This is a genomic window from Lysinibacillus sp. FSL P4-0201 (assembly GCF_038593425.1).
Lineage (GTDB): Bacteria > Bacillota > Bacilli > Bacillales_A > Planococcaceae > Lysinibacillus > Lysinibacillus capsici.
In genome coordinates this window covers 3,900,277-3,922,023 of sequence record NZ_CP151995.1, presented here as the reverse complement: position 1 = coordinate 3,922,023, position 21,747 = coordinate 3,900,277, and the positions used below count along the sequence as shown (strand labels likewise).

Below are 21,747 nucleotides of genomic sequence, written 5' to 3'. Positions count from 1 at the left end.
TTTTTAGCTTCGTTAATAAGGCTCAGCATCGTGTCCTTTATTCATGGCATCTTGAGGTGCTTGATCACCATTGATATTGCCAAGTGGTTTTGATGCAGAGGAATCTTTTTTAGCGTTGTGCAACCCTTCCTTGAGTAAGCGACCATATTCTTCGTCGGCTTCTTGTGCCAAAGCAATCATGGCATTTTGAATATCCTCATGACAGACCGATAGATCACGTATTAAATTTTTAAGAAGTTCTTCGCGTTCCCACTGTTCAAAGTTACGATAGGTTTCACCAGCCTGTTTCGTATTACTTTGACGATCAATCGATTCACGAACAAGGTTCCCTTCAATGTATGGTGTATATTCTTTACCAGCTTGTGTTGCTTCCTTTAATCCATTCAGCATGGATGGCTCATAATTAATATGTGGATTTTGTCCCGGTGCCAAATCACGCTTATACATCATTTGTCCACCATGTTGATTGGTCGCTACACGTTTTTTTGGTGCATTAATTGGAAGCTGTAAGTAGTTGGCGCCTACACGATGGCGTTGTGTATCAGAATAAGAGAAAGTACGACCTTGCAACATTTTATCATCAGAGAAGTCTAAGCCATCAACAAGCACCCCTGTCCCGAAAGTAGCCTGTTCCACCTCAGCAAAATAGTCTTCAGGGTTTTTGTTTAACACCATTTTGCCAACTGGATACCATGGAAATTGATCGTTTGGCCAAAGCTTTGTATCATCCAATGGATCAAAATCAAGCTCAGGGTGTGAACCATCCTCCATAATTTGAACATGTAGCTCCCATTCGGGGAAGTCTCCGCGTTCGATAGCATCATATAAATCTTGTGTAGCATGATTGAAATTTTTCTGTTGGATTTCCTCTGCTTCTTTTTGTGTTAAATTTTTAATACCTTGTAGCGGTTCCCAATGATATTTGACAAGGACTGCCTTGCCTTCACTATTCACCCACTTGTACGTATTAACCCCAGAGCCCTGCATCATACGATAATTTGCTGGAATCCCCCAAGGAGAGTAAACGAATGTTACCATATGGAAGGTTTCTGGTGAGCTAGCACAAAAATCAAAAAAACGTTCAACGTTTTGAATATTAGTAATGGGATCAGGCTTAAAAGCATGAATCATATCTGGAAATTTGAGCGCATCACGAATAAAGAAGATCTTTAAATTATTGCCCACTAAATCCCAATTGCCATCCTCTGTATAAAACTTTACTGCAAAACCGCGGGGATCACGCAATGTTTCTGGGGAGTGACCACCATGTATAACAGTTGAAAAACGCACAAAGACAGGTGTTTTTTTCCCTTTATCCTGAAAGACTTTTGCACGTGTATACTTAGAGATAGGTTCATTGCCAACAACACCATAGGTTTCAAAATACCCATGTGCTCCAGCTCCACGAGCATGCACAACCCGTTCTGGAACTCGCTCTCTGTCAAAATGACTCATTTTTTCTAGAAAATCATAATTTTCCAATGTTGCAGGACCTCGATTACCGACTGTTCGCAAATTTTGATTGTTGGTAATTGGATGTCCCTGTCTGTTGGTCAATGTCATATCTTGCTCATGTGTTGCATCATCTTGCTGTGTCATAGTATGACCCCTTTCCTATAGATACTTCCATTTTGTCCTTGAAAGGGGCAAACTAGTCATCCAAATTATCCCTTTGAACTACTTAAAAAAGCTCTCCATACATAAATGTAGGAGAGCCCTGGATGGCGTTTTCAAATGGAATCAAGTTGTTTTGAGTATGGCCATTGCTTATAGTTGGTCATTAGTCATCGGTCATACAGTAACAGGTAACTTGTTATTGGTTTTTAACTAATTAGCTGAAAAGCTAGATTTGAAAACAGCACATCCAACTCGGGTTGGAGTCTCACCGTCCCGAGTCTAGAAATAACGGGAATCGTCAAAGTTAATTTGAATACTGTAATTTTTTGAATTAATAAGATTAGATAGCTTATGTGCATCTTTTTCAAGCTTTGTAGCTCGTTCTCGATATTCATCTGGCTCATACAAAGCAATTTCATATAACATTGTATTTTCGCCATAGCCAAATCTTACACTCTCTTTTTCTCGCATACTGAAATCTTTACACATATCAGCCTCGGCACGAAGTTGTGTTGCTAGTTCGATGGCTTCTACTAGTGCTAGCTTTTGACCTTTAAAGTCTACTGTGTTTTGGATGTTTGCTTCGTAAACGAGGCGGTCTAATGTACGAGTATCTAGACGAACTTGGGCTAAGTCAGCTTCAATAAGGGGGAGTGCTCGATTACTTGTTTTAGGGGCTTGTCCCTTTTCAACTGTTACAAAGGCACTGCGATGTAGTTCGTTTACTAGCTCTTGAGTTTTCTTTCCTAAAATACTTTTTAGTTTAACAGCTTCTGCAAGATTAATCACGAAAACACGTCCTTTTTATAGTGTTTTAGATGGTACATCATTTGATATAATTGCGATTTGATAATGTCCGCCATGAATTTGATTAAACATTTTCCCAGCTGACGCTAGCAGTTCATTCGCTGCATCATTTGTTAAGGAAGGGCGGAAATAAAAAATATGTAACGCATCAGTTGTTTCCTCTGTGACAGCTGTGCGTTTAGAATCAACAAAAGGTGAGCCAAATGCTCCTACCTCATCACGACTATACAGAATATTTTCTAATGTGTTAAAGCGCCCATTCAAACCTTCATAACCAATCTCGTCATGACCAAGATCAATTGTTACAAACCCTTTGATTTGAGCAACATCATATAGCCCAATTGGCATTTCATATTGAAGTGAAAAGAAATTATTTAAATCAACACCTGAATGAATTGGCGTTAAATAATTTTGCTTACTAATTCGACGCATAAGGCTTTCTGCTGAGTGACGATAGCGATTTGGATCAGCACCAAGCTTTTTCCAAATTTGTCGCCATTCTGCGATCCCCTCACGCTGTGTTACAGGAAGTTCCTGTATTTCAAGAAAAAGATTTTCCTGATACAATTGCATACGCCCTTTAATCATTTGAGGGGATTCTGCTACAACAATTTTGGTATAATGAATAATGCCGATTTTTAGCTCGGGATGTTGTGTTAATAGAGTTGGGTTAATGGAAATTTCCAATGAACATCACCTACTTTATCTATTTCTAATATTGTACCATGTAAGGAGTTGGAAATAAAATGAACATACACGACCTGCAACGTGATTTTGTGGCATATGCGATGTCCATTGGTGTTGATAAAATAGGTTTTACAACAGCAGCTCCCTTTACAGAATTAAAAAACAGATTGCGTCGCCAGCAGGAGCTTGGTTATCAGTCTGGATTTGAAGAAAGTGATATTCAAAAACGTACAGAACCCCTTCAATTACTAGATGAAGCAGAGAGTATTGTAGCGATAGCTGTGGCTTACCCTTCACGTATGCAAAATGCACCAATTGGTAAAAGGGGTGCGCGACGTGGAATTTTCTGCCGTGCTTCATGGGGTGTCGATTATCATACAGCATTACGTGAGCGTTTAAAGCTATTATCTACTTGGCTTGAGGAACATGTCAAAGGTGTACGTATTGAATCAATGGTTGATACAGGAGCCCTTGTAGATCGGGCGGTAGCTGAACGTGCAGGCATTGGGTGGAGCGGAAAAAATTGCTCGATTATAACGCCTGAATTTGGTTCCTATGTGTATTTAGGAGAGCTCATTACAAATATTCCATTTGCGCCAGATAAGCCAATGGAGGATGAATGCGGAGATTGTCGACTGTGCTTGGATGTTTGTCCAACGGGAGCCTTAATTCAAGGTGGACAATTGGATGCACAGCGTTGTATTGCTTTTCTGACTCAAACGAAGGGTACATTACCAGATGAGTTTCGTAGTCATATCGGTAATCGACTCTATGGCTGTGATACATGCCAGACAGTATGTCCTAAAAATAAAGGGAAAATTAATTGGATTCATGAAGAATTTATACCAGATCCAGAGCTAGCCAAACCATTATTGACACCGCTTTTAAAGATTACTAATCGGGAATTTAAGGGGAGATTTGGTCATGTTTCAGGCTCATGGCGTGGAAAAAAGCCTATCCAGCGTAATGCCATCTTGGCACTTGCTCATTTTAAAGAGGAAGCCGCCATACCAGATTTGATTGCTCTACTTCATAAAGATGACCGTCCTGTCATTCGAGGCACAGCCGCATGGGCTTTGGGTAAGATTGGCGGGGATACTGCACAAACTGCCTTACATGAAGCAGAAGCTACAGAGCAGGACGAAGAAGTGCGAAGTGAAATTTATAAAGGGTTGCAGTTTTTTAAGTAGTATTGGATGTAGAAGCAATTGACTAACTACAGTTTAATGTAGGGATGAAATCAATTGCTTGGAGTTCCTATGATTGAGAGCGGATCCGCTCTAATTGTGAGAAGAGTCGCTCCAAAAGAGGAAGGCTTCGTTAACTTTTTAAAGAGTCATCTTAAAGAATTTTTTAATAAGGAAGTGTGTCGTTATGCCATTGCATATCGTTTTATATCAACCAGAAATACCAGCCAATACGGGGAATATTGCACGTACCTGTGCGGGTACTAATACATCGCTCCATTTAATTCGTCCGCTAGGTTTTTCAACGGATGATAAAATGCTGAAACGGGCGGGCTTAGATTATTGGCATAGTGTAAATATTGTCTATCATGATTCACTTGAGGATTTTATAGAGTACTCTAAAAATGGAGATGTTTATTTAATCGAAACATACAGTGATGAGCCGTTTACGAAAAATGATTTTAGTGATCAAGACCGAGATATTTATTTTATGTTCGGAAAAGAAACTACAGGTTTGCCGAAGGACTTTGCTTATGAACGCCGAGATATGTGTTTACGTATTCCACAAAGTGATCATGTGCGATCACTTAATTTGTCCAATACGGCTGCAATTGTTATTTATGAGGCATTACGTCAACAAGGATATCCAGGGTTACATTAAAAAGCAGTTCTCCGCTTGTGAGAACTGCTTTTTAATATTAAAACTTTAATAACACAACATTCCCCGCAGGATCCTCTGTTTGGAACCCTCCGACGATTTCCGTAACGGGTGCACCTATACCACGAAGATTATCTTTCATAGTTGCCGCTTGTTCTTCGTTATCTAAACGCAATGAGAACGTTTTTAAGCCAACTTGATTTTTTCCAAGCTTTGGTGCATTCTCTGAGTGCCAAGTATTTAAGCCGATATGATGATGGTAACGGCCTGTAGAAATAAATAATGCTTGGGACCCGTAGCGTGTGACAATATCATAACCTAATCCCTTTGTATAAAATTGCTCGGCTTCAGCCAAGTTAGAGACCGATAAATGAATATGGCCCATTACTGTGCCAGCAGGCAGACCAAGCCAGTTGCCATCGCCCTCTTCTAAAATAGAACGAATATTGAGTGGTTCTGTCACCATATGCACCTGATTGTTATGCCATGTCCATTCACTTTCAGGACGATCTGCATAAATCTCGATTCCATTATGATCAGGATCATTTAAATAGAGTGCTTCACTTACAGCATGATCAGAAGCCCCAAGGTACACACCTTTTTCGTGAAAATGAGAAATAACATTAGCTAAGTCACGTCGACTAGGTAATAATAGGGCGAAGTGATAAAGTCCTGTCGTCATGCTAAGCTTATCTTCTACGGTTTTAGGCTGAACAAGAGTTAATAGAGCTGTTTCTCCATCGGCAGTTAACATAGCTTTATGTGAATCTTGTTGTAACACTTTAAAGCCAATAATTTCTTGATAAAAGGTTAAAGAGCGGTGTAAATCACTCACTTTTATTTCAACATTCGTTACATAGGTGTTTGGTTTTTCATGAAAATGCATTTTGAATACCTCCGAATAGTTATCTTTTTTCATTAAGTTACTTTATGTAAGTTAGTTTATTTTAAAAATAAAGGAAAGTCAAGTATTTCTATTGTTCCACAAAAAAAGAAAATCACTAAGCTTTTCGAAAAGCTTAGTGATTTTCTTGAGATATTATTTGTCAGCTTTGTAGTCGCCTTCGTATCCAGCAGTGAAAATAGCTGTTAAGAAAGCAACTGTTACACCAATGATTAATAATAATTTCATGGAAGTAACCCTCCTCATGTTATAAAGAAATCTCTTTTTAGTATAGCCTATCTACTTTAAAAATGAAACGACATAGCAGAATAAAATATGTCAGAAATGGTTCAAACAGCTTGATATCGGGAAAACTAAAAGTGAGGTGATTAGTATGGAAAAAAAGGTGCCAAATATTGAAAATGGGACAATGGTGAGAGATATGAAAGAATTAAAAGATTTGGGCAAGCAGATGGAGCATTTACGTGATGGTCTAGAGCTTGCGGAGGATGAGCGAATCGCTGATCCAATTCAATTGGAAGATGTTGAACAGAAGAAAAAGTAGTATATAAACCAGCCGCTTTATTTTTCTTAAATCCAATTTTTTGTATAATGGAACGAGGATAAGAAAGGGGTTGTGCTTTTTGAATTTACAATCAACAAAAACATTATCAAATGGTGTAGAAATGCCTCGTTTTGGCTTAGGTGTTTACAAAATGACAGAACGTGAGGAAACATTACAGGCTATTGATAAAGCACTTCAATACGGTTATCGAGCTATTGATACAGCATCCTTATATGGGAATGAGGTAGAAGTAGGAGAAGCTATTCGTCATTCAGGCATTCGTCGTGAAGATATTTTTGTTACAACAAAAGTATGGAATAATGACCAAGGATATGATGCAACATTACGTGCTTTTGAGGTTTCGCTAAAGAATTTAAATATGGATTACCTAGATTTATATTTAACACATTGGGCTGTCCCTGAAACATTTGAAGAAACATATCGAGCTATTGAGCGCCTTTACGATGAAAAATTAATTCGCTCAACAGGTGTATCGAATCATCATGAGCATCATTTGGAAAAAATATTGGCTAAGGCAAATACTGCACCGATGGTTAATCAAGTGGAGGTACATCCATATTTACAACAGCAGTCATTAAGCGCATTTTGTAGTGAACACCAAATTGCTGTTACTGCATGGTCTCCACTAGGACGTGGTGGTGTACTTGCTGATCCTACCATTATTGAGATTGGGAAAGAAATCGATAAAACCCCTGCTCAGGTAGTACTGCGTTGGCATTTACAAAATGATACACTCGTTATTCCCAAATCCGTAACACCGAGCCGAATTGAGGAAAACGCACAGATTTTTGATTTTGAATTAACCCAAGATCAAATGGAGAAAATGGCAACATTAAATCGTAACCAACGATTTGGACAAGATCCTGATCATTTTAAATTTGATTTTTAAAAAAAGAATAAATCCCGCACTCCTATAGAGGCGGGATTTTTCTTATTGCTCGTCCTTGACGATAATACGTTTATTTAAAAAAGGATGGTCAAATTCTAATTGAATGGCATGTAGTTCGTAGTCATCACTTACTGCTTCTCGTGCACCATACATTGTATCCCCAATAATTGGATGGCCAATATAGGCTAAATGCACACGGATCTGATGTGTTCGCCCAGTCTCAAGTATGAGATGAACGACACAGGAATTTTTGTAACGCGCCACCACTTCATAGTGTGTTACAGCATGCTGCCCAGTTTTGGACACAACACGTCTTGTGGCATGGTGTCTGTCTTTGCCAATTGGTTCAGCAATCGTTCCAGAAGACGTTCGTAAGTTACCTTGCACCTCTGCTGCATACGTACGAATAATGGTTTTTTCCTCAATCATTCGATCGAAAATGGACTTTGCTAAAGGGTGCTTTGCTACTAGTAATAAGCCCTGTGTCCCTTTATCAAGACGATGAACATGTTCAGCATAAATGCCACCCTGTTCTTTGATATGTGCCATGACATGGTTCATACATGTATGTGTATCACGAGCATCATTAGGATGTGTTGCCATACCTTTTGGCTTTGATACGATTAAACAATGGTCATCCTCATAGACTACATCAATAGCACATACAGGTGTTGGTTTGTAGCTAGAAGTTGGAACAGGAAACGTAAATTTGATTATTGTTCCAGTTTGTAAAGGTGTATTCCATTGAACCAGCTCATCATTTGCCAATGTGATGGCTTTGGCCATACGCAATTCATGAACGAGTTTTTTACCGAGTCGCCAATGATTACGTAGCAATTCTTCCACACTTAAGTTATCTTCAGCAATTTCATAATGAAACATAGATCTTCCTCCGTAGAAAAAACCGTATTCCAAAGGTAGAACACGGTCTTCCGATTATTTTGCAGCTTTAGAAGCTTTGATTAAATAAAAGCTTGCCCCTGCGATTAAAATAAATGCAGTTAATGCTAAAAACGGAATAGTAATAAAGCCTAACCAATTAATATATTGTCCTGTACAAGAAACTGCGCCACAGGAAGGAGCATTTTCAGCTAAATAGCTAAGCTTTTGAATTCCGTAATGGTAAAGTGAAATACAGCCGCCAACCACAGAAAATACAGCTGTTGTGACAGCAATACGTGCATTTTTTTGTATAAATGCTACTGTCGTCATTATAACAATTGGGTACATAAAAATACGTTGAATCCAACATAATTTACAAGGTTCATAATGACGAATCTCAGAAAAATATAACGAACCTAGTGTTGCTATAGCAGAAACAATCCAAATAAATAATAAGCCATTTTCTTCTTTTTTAGACATATTCAATCTTCCCTTCATAAAACCATGTCCTTGTTCGATTATAGTGGTTCTAGTTTTATATGTAAATCAACTTACACAAAATAAGGTATGTGATGAATTTCAGTCTAAAGTATGAACGGTGGAAGCAGACGCTTTCAATAGCTTAATGGTATCATTAACAATAGTAATGCTAAAGAAGAGGTGTTTTCGTGAGGGAGAATGAGCATTCCAATATCAGTATTTTAAAAGAGATTGCTGAACTATTAAATGAAGAAACTGAAATTGTCACAATGCTAAAAGGTGCGCTCATCAAATTTTTAAATGGCACCAATTTTGAAACAGGCTGGATTTTTTTTATTGATGCAAAGGGGCGTTCAGAACTTGTTGTCCATGAAAATCTACCAGAGGCATTGGAATATAACAATTGCCATTATTTAAAAAAGGGCGGTTGTTGGTGTGTATCGCGTTATCGTAATGAAGAGCTAAAAAAAGCCTCCAATATTATCGAGTGTCAGCGTATTGAAAGTGCCATAGCTGCAAATGTTGGGGATCATGAAGGAATCACACATCATGCGACAGTACCCCTTCAATCTGGACAAGAACGTTTTGGCGTATTAAATGTCGCATCTAAGGATACAGTACGCTTTTCAGAGGAGGAGCTTGCTTTATTAGAATCAGTTGCCTTTCAGATGGGGTCAGCTATTAAGCGAATTTTATTGACAAAGCAGGAGCAGGAAATGGCACTTGTGAAGGAACGTAATCGCCTAGCTCGTGATTTACACGATTCAGTTAATCAACTACTATTCTCGGTTACGTTAACAGCTAGGGCTGGCATTGAAATGACGGATGATTGCGAAGTGAAAGAAACATTTAAAGAGATTCAGCATTTAACACAAGATGCACTTACAGAGATGCGTGCGTTAATTTGGCAATTGCGACCTAAAGGATTGGAAAATGGTTTACTTGAGGCCATGAAAGTATACGCTGAAATGCTTGGCTTAAAACTACATGTTACGGTTTCAGGCGTATTGCAATTTCCCTCACGTATTGAAGAAACATTATTTCGCGTAGCCCAAGAGGCGTTAAATAATGTACGTCGCCATGCAGGTGTATTAGAGGCAGCATTGTATATTACTGTTACATCAACAGATATTTTGTTGGTTATTCGTGATGAGGGACGGGGCTTTGTCATTGACAACAATACAAAGTTGCTTTCAATGGGCTTACAATCTATCAAGGATCGTGCAAAATCAGTTGGTGGAACTGCCGACTGGGTAAGTGAAATTGGCAAAGGTACGGAGCTGCTAATCCGCTTGCCATATTAAGGGGGAGAGGACATGATACGTGTATTAATTGCAGACGATCATCACGTGGTGCGTAGAGGACTACTGTTTTTCTTAAAGACACAAAAGGATATTGAGGTTGTTGGAGAGGCCAAAAATGGGCACGAAGCTGTTGCATTAGCAGAAAGCATTCAACCAGATATTATTTTAATGGATTTAGTCATGCCTGAAATGGATGGCATCCAGGCGACTAAACGCATCAAAGCGAAGTTTCCACAAATAGAAATTTTAATGCTCACTAGCTTTTCTGATCGAGATCATGTGGTTCCAGCAATGGAGGCAGGAGCGGCAGGCTATCAGTTAAAAGATATTGAGCCAGATGAATTGGTCTTATCCATTCGTCGTATTATGCGTGGTGAAAACACTCTACATCCTGAAGCAACGTCAACGCTTGAAATGGATCGCCAGGAGTCTCAGAATGCACCCCATTTAATAAATCCGCTGACACCTCGTGAACAGGATGTGCTAGCAGAGCTTACAAAAGGAAAGAGTAATCGGGAAATTGCATCCTCACTATTTGTCACAGAAAAGACAGTGAAAACCCATATTTCGAATATTTTTACAAAGCTACAAGTACAAGACCGTACACAGGCAGCGCTGTATGCTGTTAAACACGGGCTAACTGAAGGTAGTGGGATATAAATAAACGGCGAGCTTCTACTCACATAGAAGCACTCGCCGTTTTTTACATTATTTATGTTGAACAAATAATTTTTTAGATATCTCTAATAATGTAGAGCTAGGTGTTAGTGCTAAATCTTCCTCTAGTCTTTGCGTATATGTTTGGAAAATTTTGAGTGCCTGTTCATGAAGCCCTGCCTGTATTAACGTATATAAATAGTGCTCAAGTTTTTGTTCATTATAGGGATCATACTCTATTAATGCATGTAAAAATTCCATAGCTCTTTCAGTATCTGAAAAGACCGTTGTTTGAAACCCTTTTTCTAATAGCTCTATGTATGATTTCATTAATTTATCTTTATAGGCAGTTGACCATTCATAATCATCAAAAACAAATAAGCCATTCTTATAAATAGAAAGACATTGATTAATCAAAGAAATAGAAGGAAATTCAAGTCTTGAAAAATCCTCATGAAGTTTTTGAAAATCGTATAAATCACATACGATATTTGGCTTTTCGAAGATATAGTATTTATTTGAAAAGACAATACAGTTTTCGTAGCCAATTGTATTTAGAGTTTTCCTTAAATAAGATAGAGCTGTATGAAGATTTGATTTGGCTCGTACATAATCTAAATCTGGCCATAGAATTTCAATTAAATAATCTCGATGAATCGGTATATTTGGATGCAAAATAAAATAAGCAAACAATTCTTTTGTCTTTTCTGTTTTAAATGCCACTAAACTATTGTTACTATAGACGGCAAATTGATCGAAGCATTGTACATTTAAGACAGTTTGTGTATCCTGTTGAAGCATTTGCTGAATGGAAAATTCATGCTCAATACGGGCTACAGTTTTTTCTAAACGGGCATGACTGATAGGCTTTAATACATAGTCGAGACTGCCAATTTCATAGGCTTGTAATGCAAATTCATGATAGGCGGTAATGAAAATTACACTGACTTGTGGGCGTTCCGTTTTGATAATATCAGCAACTTCAAGTCCTGATAATTCTTGAAGTTTTACTTCTAAAAAGATAGCCTCAAATTCCATAGTTGGTAGTTCATTCAGAAATACTTCTACGCTTGTAAAGGTTTGCATCACCTGTATTTGTTGAAAGGCATGTAGTTTATTTTGAAAATAGTGTAAAGCTAACGGTTCATTGTCTATTAAAACGGCTCGAATCACATCAAACTCTCCTTTATACAATTAAATTAAAAACATTAAACTCTAGTTCATTTTGGGTGAAAAGGCTTCCTATATATAGTGAAGGGCAAGAAAAGTGAAAATCACTCAACTTTTCTATTAAAAATTTGATGCCAGAAAAAAGCAATTTATGGTGTAGTTCTTTCACGGGTGAGAGTCAATGAATCCCGATGTGTTTGTCACATCGCGTCAAATCCATTCAAAGAAAATTTCGCCGTTCATTATATAGAAGATAAAAGTTTTTTAGTTTGTGTTAAGAGAATTGAAATAATTGCTTAGGCGTTAAAATCAAACTATTCTTATACAAAAATGAAACAACATAGTATTGTTAATGAAAGTTGCATATGGGCATAAGCCTTGTTTTTTCTTTTATTGTTAAAATAGTATAATTGTTGTAACAATAATTAGGCGTTATTATAGTACATTTGTCTTAAAAAATACTCAAAAAGTACTTAAAAAATACTTAAAAAGATAGGTTATTAATTAAAATAGAAGTATATATAGGAATAATGGGATGGCAAGAAAGGAGATTTTACCATGAAATTAGAAAGACTTCTAACCATGACGATGATATTAATCAACCGTAAAAAGGTTAAGGCACAGGAATTAGCAGAGTTATTTAATGTTTCGATTCGTACCATTTATCGAGATATTGAAACATTGAGCTGTGCTGGTGTACCTGTTATTAGTCAGCAAGGTGTAAATGGTGGCATTAGTTTAATCGATGGTTATCGTGTTGATAAGCAAGTGTTGACGAAGGATGAGCTCACGTCACTTTCTATTGCGATTAAAAGTGCTTTGACTACCTATGAAGATTCCCACGCTGAAGCCGTGCTCGAGAAAATAACGAGTATTGCTGATGATCATGTAAAACAATCGATGGACCATCTATTTGTTGATCTTAGTCCATGGGGACCAAACGCTCTCTTTAAAGAGCTTATTACGACGCTCAAGACAGCTATAGAGAATAATCGTTGCATAAGCTTTCATTATTCTACTACTTATGGTGAACAAACAAGCCGAATAGTCGAACCACATACAATTGTTCAAAAAGGGAAGATATGGTATTTGTATGGCTATTGTACATTAAGAAAGGACTTTCGTTTATTTAAGCTTGCGAGAATGAAACATTTGCTTCAAGCTGATTCTACCTTTGAGCGTAAGGAAGTGAATTTAAGTGAACTCCCTTGGGGTAAAGAATGGCATCGACCACAAAACGTAGTCGATTTAGTCATTTCTTTTGATAAAGACATTACAACATTAGTGGAGGAATCCTTTGGTGCAGAACATATAGACCATGAACAATCTATGATTCATATATCTATACCCGAAGATGAATGGCTTTATGGTTTCTTGTTAAGCTTTGGGCATCGCATTAAAATTATGGAACCACTTTATATAAGAGATATTATTCAAAAACGAGCTTTAGAAATTGTTCAATTATATAAAAATCTAGATAATTGATGACAGACAGTTGTCAGGTTTCCTTTGCTATAGTAAGTACAAATAAAGCGAAAGGTGGAATGACGATGCAAAGCTATTGTCAAAGCTGCGGTATGCCTTTAGTAGAAGAGGCATTATTGGGTACTGAAAAAGATGGGGACAAAATTCTGGAGTATTGTATATATTGTTACGAGGGAGGCAAGTTTAAACAACCCCAGTTAACAGTAGAAGAAATGATCGAAATTTGTGTACCGCATCTTAAGGAAGGTGGTATGCCAGAAAATGAGGCACGGAATATGCTGACTTCCTTTTTGCCAAGTTTGAAGCGATGGAGAAAAAGTGAAGGGAAGGAACCAAAAGTAGTTGAATTAACCGCATTTAACATCGTAGGTATTTCAACTCAAACAAGTAATGCAAATGAAATAACAGAGCATGCTAAAATTCCACAATTATGGGATGACTTTTATCAGCAAAATATTGCGGGCCAAATAGCCGAACGAAAAAATGGCCATGTCTTTGGTTTGTATTCAGACTATGAAACGGATGTGAATGGTAATTATACTCTTACACTAGGAGTAGAAGTAAATAATGATGACATTCCAACAGATTTAGTAGTTAAAATGATTCCAGCAGCTAAGTATCTAGTATTTACATCAGATAAAGGCACGATGCCTGAAGTTGTCATCCAAACTTGGCAAGAGATTTGGGCATGGTTTGCAAATTCTAAAGTTGAACGAACATATACAGGCGACTTTGAACTGTATGATGAACGATGCGCTAATCCACATGAATCACAAGTGGATATTTATATAGCTATTAAATAAGAAAAGTCTCCTACCAATCAACTGGTAGGAGACTTTTCTTCGTTTTGCGGAGGAATGATATATGGCTCAATATGCACAAGAACCTGACAAAAGCGATTTTCACGCATAATGGTATGTTCGATTTCTTCGGTTATGCGATGACTTTCAAAGACATTTAAATAAGGATCTACTGTGACAGTTACGTCGATGAAATACATATTGCCATGGGCACGTCCTTTAAAGTCTAAAAGCTCCATTACCCCGTCCACGTTACGGATTAAGACCGATAACGTTTCAACTTCATCAATATCAAATGCATCTGTAAGACTTTGAACAGCTTCCCAAAAAATTTCTACTGCTGTTTTAATAATTAAAAAGGCAACAATGAGAGCTGTAAGTGAATCAATGATCGGAAAGCCGAAAATGGCTCCAAAAATACCAATGGCTGTACCGATGCTGACAAGTGCATCAGAGCGATTGTCAAAGGCAGCAGCTTTAACAGCGGCACTCTTAATTTTCTTTGATAGTGCCAAATTATAGCGATAAACCACATACATGACAACTGCACTACCTATTGCTACATAGGCTGTTAATAGTGAAGGTGTTGTACCAGTGGGCTCCCACAAGCTTTTTAGGGAACTAACTAATACTTGGAGACCGACAACAAGCATAATGAACGATGCGACTAAAGAGGCAACAGTCTCAGCTCGTAAATGTCCGTATTGGTGGTTGGAATCAGGTGGTCTTTGGGCAATGCGTAAACCAACCAGTACCGCGATGGAAGCAATGATATCAGTTGTGTTATTTAAACCATCTGCTTTTAGGGCCTCAGATGTACCAATGTAGCCTATTGTAAGCTTAGCAGAGCTTAGTATTAGATATGTACCAATGGATAGCCATGCACCTTTTTCCCCTTGACGTAAATTTGTATAGAGCTCCATTTTGTTTCCTCCTCGCAAAACTTTCGGACATTAGAAAACGACCCCCTTTTAAAAAGGGAGTCGTTTCATCTATTTATTACAGTCGTTGCTCCCACCTATATAAGGTGTGAAAAAAAGACCATATTTATAGCCTAGATTATACAAGCGTGCTTCTAATAGTACCACGACAAGTATGGTAAATCAATTCAATTTTAGTCAATGACTGCGTCATATTCATTTGATAAATCACTGTTAGGTAATTTCAGAACTTCTAAGTATAAAATATGGTGACCATCTAATTCTTTTGCGATAAATTCAAAACCTTGCTCTTCAATACTGTCACCTTCGACTGCATCAAAACGCTTCGTCATGAACCAACCACCGATAGTATCAATATCATCATCTTCTATGTCAGTACCAAGCATATCATTTACATTTTCAAGAAGCATCTTAGCATCTAAAATAAAATGATTTTCTGCAATTTCTTGTACTTCCGGGATTTCGTCTTCATCAAATTCATCTTGAATATCGCCGACAATTTCCTCAATAATATCTTCAATCGTCACTAAACCAGATGTTCCGCCATATTCATCCATTAAAATGGCCATATGAATACGTTCACGTTGAATTTTTAGTAATAGATCGTTAATTTGCGTTGTTTCCATCACTCGAATAATAGGTTGCATATAATCAATGACTGGCTTATCACCATTTTTAGGATCTTTAATGTAAGCGGTTAATAAATGCTTCATGTTAACTAATCCAATAATATGATCTTTATCTCCATCCAGAATTGGATAACGAGTATATTGCTCAACACCCATTAAATCAAACACTTCTTTAATTGTTAGCTCTTTTTCTATGCCGACAATTTCAGTTCGAGGAACCATAATTTCTTTTGCAAGACGATCAGAGAACTCGAAAATACTGTTAACATATTCATATTCTGAGTTATTAATTTCTCCACCTTTTAAACTATCCGACAAAATCATACGCAGCTCTTCCTCTGTATGAGCAACTTCTGATTCTGACATCATTTTTAAGCCGAAAAGACCTGTTAAACCACGGGCAGAGCCATTTAATAGCTTAATGATGGGATACGTAATATTGTGGAAGATAATTAATGGGCCAGAAAAGTTTAATGTGACAAATTCTGCTTTTTGGATGGCTAATGTTTTTGGCGCCAATTCCCCAATAACAACATGCATAAACGTAACGATTGAGAATGCAAGTATGAATGAAAGGATAGATGTAATACTACCATTCAAATTTAGAAATTCAAACACTGGGTGTAAAATGATTTCAAATGTAGGTTCACCTAACCAACCTAAACCAAGTGCAGTGATGGTAATACCTAACTGGCATGCAGATAAGTACTCATCTAAATCTGAAACAACACGTTTTGCATTTTTCGCTTTTTTATGCCCTTCCGCGAGCAATTGATCAATGCGGGTAGATCTCACTTTTACGATTGCAAATTCAGTTGCAACGAAAAATCCAGTCATTATAATTAGTAGGGCGAATGCCGCCAACCTAATGGTTATCTCCAATATGTCTCCGTCCAAATAATTCCTTTGTTCCCGCCCGAATGAGGGAAGTAAACAAAGTGTACACCTCCTATGATTTAAAAAATTGTTGGATGTTTCAATCATAAATTATTTAAAAGAAAAACACAAATATTGACAACAACTTTTTCACTTGTTTTTCATGGATCTTTTGAAAAAATGCAACTAGATTCAAATACCAAAACATTGTAATTACCATGGCTATATGCTAACTTTAGAAAGATCAAAGATAGTTTGTTTAGGGAAAGAAGCATTTTGCATCTCATATAATACGACACGTCAAAAATCTCAAGAGTGCTTTAGCTTGCGGATTTTTTTAAATGAATTATTTTTTATAGAAAGGGGGGAGTCTCAATCATCATTTGAGACTCCCCCTTTCTAAATGTTTGACCTATTTATTCTTGCTGGAAGCGTAATTTTAAACACGCTTTTTCAACATCATGAACCGTTTCCTTTAAAGGTATTTCACCTGTAAACGGAGCGATAGATACAGGTGCTTTTTCCGTTATGCCTTGCTGTGTTAAAACATAGTTCTTGTTATTATACGTTAAATAGAACGTTTTAATCGATTTCTTGCCGAAAGAGCTAGTAGAAGAATCAAAGAAGCCCTTTAGTTGACTGCAATACTCATTGTAAAAGTCGCTTTTATAGCCAGAAAGTTCCTCGAATTTCTTACTATTAACAGCACCCGCTTCATCCACTAATTCGAATATTTTAGCGGAAAATTCTGAAAAAAATTCTTTTACTTTTACACGAATTAACGCTTTTGAATTATAGCTATTTAAGTCATCCGAAAGTGTGACTTTACTCATTGAAATGGCCCCCTGCATAAAAAACATTTACTATTAAGCTGATATCATAAATGTATAAGAAAAATATACAAATTTCAACAGGATTCAACATAATTAGCTTAAATGGCGTGCTATTAATAGTAAATATAGGTATTTTTATACGGGATCACAACGAAAAATTGACTATCAAATTCAATCGTATACATGAAACAGCATAAGTTCATGTATCATTTTTTTAACAACCTCCTCGTCTGATGGAATGGCTCCTATCCACTCAATCGTACCGTCCTTTAAATATTCCGCTTGGTATCGTTCTCGTTGATAAAAAAACGAAATAGACCACCCAGGTAGTTGCGTGTTTTCAAATAGTGGTTTAAAACTGAAATGTTGAATCATCATCAAACCTCGCTTCTTAAAGTATGTAGTCATATTATTCAAGTATAAAGGTATTTTTGCAACTATTCACTTTTCATAGAAGTAAATAGGATGAGATTGAAATTCTAAAGGGGTATTTCTTTCGTTGAAAATCATTGCTCTGCTATAATGAGTGCAGAAGGCGACAAAATACGCCAATCTTGAATACAATTGAAATGAGAGGATACTAATGGATAATTTTATAGTGACATTACTTTTTATGGCTATCATTGGGGCTGCAATTGGGGGCGTTACAAATCACTTAGCCATTAAAATGCTTTTTCGTCCATATAAAGCGATATATATTAAAAATTGGCGTGTACCGTTTACACCAGGGCTTATACCCAAACGACGTGATGAATTAGCTAAACAGCTGGGTCTTACAGTAGTAAATTATTTACTAACGCCTGAAACATTTAGAAAAAAGTTTTTCTCTAAGGATATTCAAGACAAAGTAGAACACTTTGTGCAATTAAAAGTTGAAGAAACAATCTTTACAAACGACAAAACAATTCAGGATTGGCTAAACTTAGCTGGGTTTGCTCATCTACCTACTACCATTGAACAGAAGGTTGAAGCAATTGTTGAGGGACAATTTTCGTCGGTAAAGAATACACTATCAACAAAATCAATTCGTACGCTGCTATCAGATGATATCCAAAATACAATTGATGCTAAAATTCCAGTAGCAGTTCAGCACATTTTAGAAAAAGGCGAGGATTATTTTTTATCACCAGAAGGTGAAATGACGATTAAGGCAATGATTGATGACTTTTTATCATCAAAAGGGTCTCTAGGCGGCATGATCAATATGTTCTTAGGTGATTCCTCTTCATTAGTTGGGAAAGTTCAACGTGAGCTTGTGAAGTTTTTACAAGCACCAGGAACAACAACATTACTAACAAAAATATTTTCACAGGAATGGGAAAAACTTAAAGATCGACCAGCTATGGACTTTTTGCAAGATGTTCAATTTGACCCCATTTTATCGAAATTACAAGTGTACGTGAAAGAACAATTAGCAATCTCTGAACGTTTAAATCAACCGATTTCTTATTATTGGCCAGAAGGAAATGACTGGGCGAAGTATACCGTGATTCCACAAGCTATAGAAAAAGCTTTTGTGAAGGCAGAGGAAAAACTTGAGGATGTACTAAAACGTTTAAACTTACAAGAGGTTGTGCGAGAGCAGGTTGATTCATTCCCAGTAGAGAAATTAGAGGAGCTTGTATTAGGTATTTCAAAACGTGAGTTTAAAATGATTACTGTATTAGGTGCAGTGCTTGGTGGATTGATTGGGATTGTGCAAGGCTTGATTGTTTACTTTATTTAAAAGGAGATTGTATGAATGATTAATATTTATAATGACATTAATGCGTTAGAAGCAACTTTCCGTAAGATTCCAGAATTTGAAGCGTTAAAAGCTGCTGTTGAAGTTGTTAAAAATGACGAAGATGCATTAAATGTCTTTAAAAACTTCCGTAAAATCCAAATCGAATTACAGAAAAAGCAATTAGCTGGTGAGGATATTTTGGAGGATGAGCTTGTCTATGCACAAAAAGCGGCACAGCTTGCACAGCAAAATGAAAAAATTTCAACGATGCTTGAGGCAGAAATGAAGGTAAGTAAAGTAATCGAAGAAGTAAATCGCATTTTAATAAAACCTATCCAAGGTTTATATGAAGGAATTCAATAATAGGTGATAATCGCAATTTAAAAAGGAATAATTTTTCTAGGAATTGCACATATAACAAGTGAGAGGAAAACGTGTATCCGCTATTGGTCGGTACACGTTTTTGCTTTATGTACCAGTTAAAGAGTATGGGAGGTTATGAATATGCATGTCATCATTGAATGGACCTATAAAACACCAAAAGGAGCAACAACAGTTTTACGTTCCGCTGAAATGCCTGCAGCTCAAGCACTTTTACTTGCAGAGGATATGGAAAGAACGGGAAGGGTAAAATCGCTACATTGTATGGATCGGCAAGATACAAATTGGTCACTTAAAGAGCTAAAAGCATATTTAAAGGAAATTGATACAGAGCCTCATAATATTACGCTCTATTTTGATGGAGGTTTTGATCGTGGGACAAGGCAAGCAGGACTAGGCTGCGCCATTTATTACGAACAAAATGGTAAACCTTTACGATTGAGAAGGAATGCCTTTTCGTCTGAATTGAAATCAAATAACGAGGCAGAGTATGCAGCGCTTTATTTAGCCTTAGTAGAGCTAGAACTTTTAAATGTCCACCATTTGCCTGTGCGTATTATAGGAGATTCACAAGTGGTCATCAATCAGCTGAATGGGGAATGGCCAGCATTGGAAAAAGAACTAGCAAGCTGGGCAGATAAAATTGATGCTAAGCTGGAGCAACTTCACATTCAAGCCGAATACCAGCTTGTTTCACGTAAGGATAATTCGGAAGCTGATCGCCTTGCTACTCAAGCTTTAAATGGCATCGATATTACTGGTTTGAGCGAGATTGTTAAAGAATAGGAATAAGAGGTGGCAGTAGATACTGCCACCTCTTTCTCATAAAATCCTCGGTTTGCACTGAAACTTTTTCCATTTTAAAACTACTACTACTATGAATCCAAACAATAAGGAGAGATTTTATGAACATGAAAAAAATAGCACCTGCAGCTATGTCTGCATTATTATTTGGAAGTGCCCTTGTACCGGTAGCTTCAGCAAATGAGCAGCAATCTACAGAAGCAGAGGTACCACAAATACAAATTGATCCCGTACACATTTTTAATGATACTCGTGGTACTGTGGAAGATGTTCGTGTTGGGGAAAATATTACATATTACACAGTAAAAGAAGGCGAGCAAACAAATGTATTAGAAATTACTAAAGATACTCTCGTGTTCGACAATACTGGGAAGAAAGTGGAGCTACAAAAGGGTGATAAAGTATTAGCTTATACCTTTGCTAACAAACCGCAAAAATATATTTATCCACCACAATTCAATCCAGAGGTTGTCATCGTTGAAACAGAAGAAGTTGGTTTTGTAGAAGTGGATTATTTCTTTGAAGATTTAACTAATACGTATGATATTTTAAAATTAAATATTGGGAAAGAAACAGAGCTATTCAATGAAAAAGGTGAAAAGGTGGACGCTAAAGATTTAGCAGAGAAGCATCTGATTGTTTTCTATAAGGCCTCTACTAAAAGTATCCCAGCTCAAACAACACCATCTAAAGTAATTGTACTGGACGATGATTCCTCAACTACTAAGAATCCAATAAATGAAGAAATTGATAATATTATCGCATCAGATTCTTATGAAGTAGCTGGTACAAAAATGGTGCCATTACGTGTGATCGCTGAAAAGCTTGGCTTCAAAGTGGATTCTACAGGCAAGGGGGCAATCCTTTCAAAAGGGAATATGTCTTACACAATTACTCGCGGTGAAAAAACATTTGGCTATAATAAGGCATTACGTACACTAACAGTCGCACCGACCTTAAAAGATACAAAGACATATGTACCTGTTGAATTTGTGGATGAATATTTAAAATAATTAAGAAAATAGTATGCCAACAATGCTTGGCATACTATTTTTATTTGTGGTTACTCAGCCATTGCTAGAGCGTAATGGTTCTTTGAGGAAATAAAGGCTGGATACTTTTTCGCAAATTGTTGGAGACATTGTTTAAAGGATATTGTACTCATGAAGTTTTTAGCTAATACCATTTCATCTGAATACAATAAAAATTGCTGAAAATGCTGTTGAATAAATACCCTTGTCTTTTCATAATGCTTGTTAATTGAAATAGCGCCATAGATTTCTTGTTGATCAATAATATAAATAAAATCACAAAGTACTTTATGTGTGCCGTAATTAAGTTTTACCGTGACATATAATGTTTTTTCGTCACAGCGCTCTAAATCAAAATGGTGGAATGCTACTTCTACTTGATGAATAAAGCTCGAAACAGATGTATAATTGTCATTTTTTAAAATAAACATTCT

Annotated in this window: 24 protein-coding genes; 12 read left to right on the top strand and 12 right to left on the bottom strand. The window is 36.9% G+C overall.

Annotated elements, in window-relative coordinates:
• Positions 1-12: 12 nt before the first annotated feature.
• The 3 genes from MKY76_RS19775 to MKY76_RS19765 form a co-directional block, all read right to left on the bottom strand.
• Entirely contained in the window at positions 13-1,599 is a 1,587-nt protein-coding gene (locus MKY76_RS19775; protein ID WP_259949891.1) for a catalase, read from the bottom strand.
• A 297-nt stretch (positions 1,600-1,896) separates the two neighbouring features.
• Entirely contained in the window at positions 1,897-2,406 is a 510-nt protein-coding gene (locus MKY76_RS19770; RefSeq protein ID WP_048391820.1) for a hypothetical protein, read from the bottom strand.
• Positions 2,407-2,421: 15 nt separating this feature from the next.
• Entirely contained in the window at positions 2,422-3,111 is a 690-nt protein-coding gene (locus tag MKY76_RS19765; protein ID WP_342557064.1) for a phenylalanine--tRNA ligase beta subunit-related protein, read from the bottom strand.
• Between the two features lie 59 nt (positions 3,112-3,170).
• On the opposite strand from MKY76_RS19765, the gene queG reads away from it, so the two are divergent.
• Together queG and trmL are read left to right on the top strand one after the other, a co-directional pair.
• Entirely contained in the window at positions 3,171-4,301 is a 1,131-nt protein-coding gene (gene queG / locus MKY76_RS19760; RefSeq protein WP_225340470.1) for a tRNA epoxyqueuosine(34) reductase QueG, read from the top strand.
• A 184-nt stretch (positions 4,302-4,485) separates the two neighbouring features.
• Entirely contained in the window at positions 4,486-4,959 is a 474-nt protein-coding gene (gene trmL / locus MKY76_RS19755) for a tRNA (uridine(34)/cytosine(34)/5-carboxymethylaminomethyluridine(34)-2'-O)-methyltransferase TrmL (protein WP_004230835.1), read from the top strand.
• Between the two features lie 37 nt (positions 4,960-4,996).
• Here trmL and MKY76_RS19750 read toward each other — a convergent pair whose 3' ends face one another.
• Entirely contained in the window at positions 4,997-5,842 is an 846-nt protein-coding gene (locus MKY76_RS19750) for a VOC family protein (protein ID WP_054548665.1), read from the bottom strand.
• 391 nt (positions 5,843-6,233) lie between these two features.
• Between MKY76_RS19750 and MKY76_RS19745 the strand changes: the two genes are divergently transcribed.
• Positions 6,234-6,404, top strand: coding sequence for a hypothetical protein (locus tag MKY76_RS19745; protein ID WP_004230831.1), 171 nt, complete (start codon positions 6,234-6,236; stop codon positions 6,402-6,404).
• Positions 6,405-6,483: 79 nt separating this feature from the next.
• Positions 6,484-7,314 carry an aldo/keto reductase gene (locus MKY76_RS19740; RefSeq protein WP_342557063.1) on the top strand — a complete coding sequence of 277 codons (831 nt, stop codon included), beginning with the start codon at positions 6,484-6,486 and terminating at the stop codon, positions 7,312-7,314.
• A 42-nt stretch (positions 7,315-7,356) separates the two neighbouring features.
• Here the strand turns inward: MKY76_RS19740 and MKY76_RS19735 are convergent, their stop codons facing one another.
• On the bottom strand, positions 7,357-8,196 hold the full coding sequence (locus MKY76_RS19735; protein WP_342557062.1) for an RluA family pseudouridine synthase: 840 nt from the start codon (positions 8,194-8,196) through the stop codon (positions 7,357-7,359).
• 54 nt (positions 8,197-8,250) lie between these two features.
• Positions 8,251-8,676: a disulfide oxidoreductase gene (locus MKY76_RS19730; RefSeq protein WP_103118813.1), complete on the bottom strand. Its 426-nt coding sequence runs from the start codon at positions 8,674-8,676 to the stop codon at positions 8,251-8,253.
• Between the two features lie 188 nt (positions 8,677-8,864).
• Here MKY76_RS19730 and MKY76_RS19725 point away from each other — a divergent pair, with 188 nt between their 5' ends.
• The gene (locus MKY76_RS19725) at positions 8,865-9,980 is read left to right on the top strand and encodes a GAF domain-containing sensor histidine kinase (protein WP_054548662.1); all 1,116 of its coding nucleotides are present in this window, start codon (positions 8,865-8,867) and stop codon (positions 9,978-9,980) included.
• A gap of 12 nt (positions 9,981-9,992) precedes the next feature.
• Complete coding sequence (locus tag MKY76_RS19720) at positions 9,993-10,640, top strand: response regulator transcription factor (RefSeq protein ID WP_066038286.1); 648 nt, start codon at positions 9,993-9,995, stop codon at positions 10,638-10,640.
• 48 nt (positions 10,641-10,688) lie between these two features.
• Here MKY76_RS19720 and MKY76_RS19715 read toward each other — a convergent pair whose 3' ends face one another.
• Positions 10,689-11,810, bottom strand: coding sequence for a response regulator (locus MKY76_RS19715; RefSeq protein ID WP_342557061.1), 1,122 nt, complete (start codon positions 11,808-11,810; stop codon positions 10,689-10,691).
• A gap of 555 nt (positions 11,811-12,365) precedes the next feature.
• On the opposite strand from MKY76_RS19715, the gene MKY76_RS19710 reads away from it, so the two are divergent.
• The gene (locus MKY76_RS19710; protein ID WP_112116648.1) at positions 12,366-13,292 is read left to right on the top strand and encodes a YafY family protein; all 927 of its coding nucleotides are present in this window, start codon (positions 12,366-12,368) and stop codon (positions 13,290-13,292) included.
• Positions 13,293-13,357: 65 nt separating this feature from the next.
• The gene (locus MKY76_RS19705; protein WP_328013132.1) at positions 13,358-14,095 is read left to right on the top strand and encodes an effector binding domain-containing protein; all 738 of its coding nucleotides are present in this window, start codon (positions 13,358-13,360) and stop codon (positions 14,093-14,095) included.
• Positions 14,096-14,112: 17 nt separating this feature from the next.
• Here MKY76_RS19705 and MKY76_RS19700 read toward each other — a convergent pair whose 3' ends face one another.
• From MKY76_RS19700 to MKY76_RS19685, 4 genes are all read right to left on the bottom strand, one after another.
• Entirely contained in the window at positions 14,113-15,015 is a 903-nt protein-coding gene (locus MKY76_RS19700; RefSeq protein ID WP_103118809.1) for a cation diffusion facilitator family transporter, read from the bottom strand.
• Positions 15,016-15,206: 191 nt separating this feature from the next.
• On the bottom strand, positions 15,207-16,526 hold the full coding sequence (locus tag MKY76_RS19695; protein WP_004230815.1) for a hemolysin family protein: 1,320 nt from the start codon (positions 16,524-16,526) through the stop codon (positions 15,207-15,209).
• Positions 16,527-16,954: 428 nt separating this feature from the next.
• Positions 16,955-17,371, bottom strand: a complete 417-nt coding sequence (locus MKY76_RS19690; RefSeq protein ID WP_048391793.1) for a hypothetical protein — start codon at positions 17,369-17,371, stop codon at positions 16,955-16,957.
• Positions 17,372-17,542: 171 nt separating this feature from the next.
• The gene (locus MKY76_RS19685; RefSeq protein WP_048391848.1) at positions 17,543-17,746 is read right to left on the bottom strand and encodes a YheE family protein; all 204 of its coding nucleotides are present in this window, start codon (positions 17,744-17,746) and stop codon (positions 17,543-17,545) included.
• Between the two features lie 208 nt (positions 17,747-17,954).
• Here MKY76_RS19685 and MKY76_RS19680 point away from each other — a divergent pair, with 208 nt between their 5' ends.
• From MKY76_RS19680 to MKY76_RS19665, 4 genes are all read left to right on the top strand, one after another.
• Positions 17,955-19,097 carry a DUF445 family protein gene (locus MKY76_RS19680; protein ID WP_288585655.1) on the top strand — a complete coding sequence of 381 codons (1,143 nt, stop codon included), beginning with the start codon at positions 17,955-17,957 and terminating at the stop codon, positions 19,095-19,097.
• Positions 19,098-19,112: 15 nt separating this feature from the next.
• On the top strand, positions 19,113-19,460 hold the full coding sequence (locus MKY76_RS19675) for a YlbF family regulator (protein WP_112116645.1): 348 nt from the start codon (positions 19,113-19,115) through the stop codon (positions 19,458-19,460).
• A 141-nt stretch (positions 19,461-19,601) separates the two neighbouring features.
• Positions 19,602-20,264 (top strand): ribonuclease H family protein, encoded by a 663-nt coding sequence (locus tag MKY76_RS19670; protein WP_048391789.1) that lies wholly within the window; start codon positions 19,602-19,604, stop codon positions 20,262-20,264.
• Positions 20,265-20,383: 119 nt separating this feature from the next.
• Positions 20,384-21,295: a copper amine oxidase N-terminal domain-containing protein gene (locus MKY76_RS19665; protein WP_288585657.1), complete on the top strand. Its 912-nt coding sequence runs from the start codon at positions 20,384-20,386 to the stop codon at positions 21,293-21,295.
• A 50-nt stretch (positions 21,296-21,345) separates the two neighbouring features.
• On the opposite strand, the gene MKY76_RS19660 is transcribed toward MKY76_RS19665, so the two are convergent.
• Complete coding sequence (locus MKY76_RS19660; protein WP_054548655.1) at positions 21,346-21,744, bottom strand: hypothetical protein; 399 nt, start codon at positions 21,742-21,744, stop codon at positions 21,346-21,348.
• Positions 21,745-21,747 lie beyond the last annotated feature (3 nt).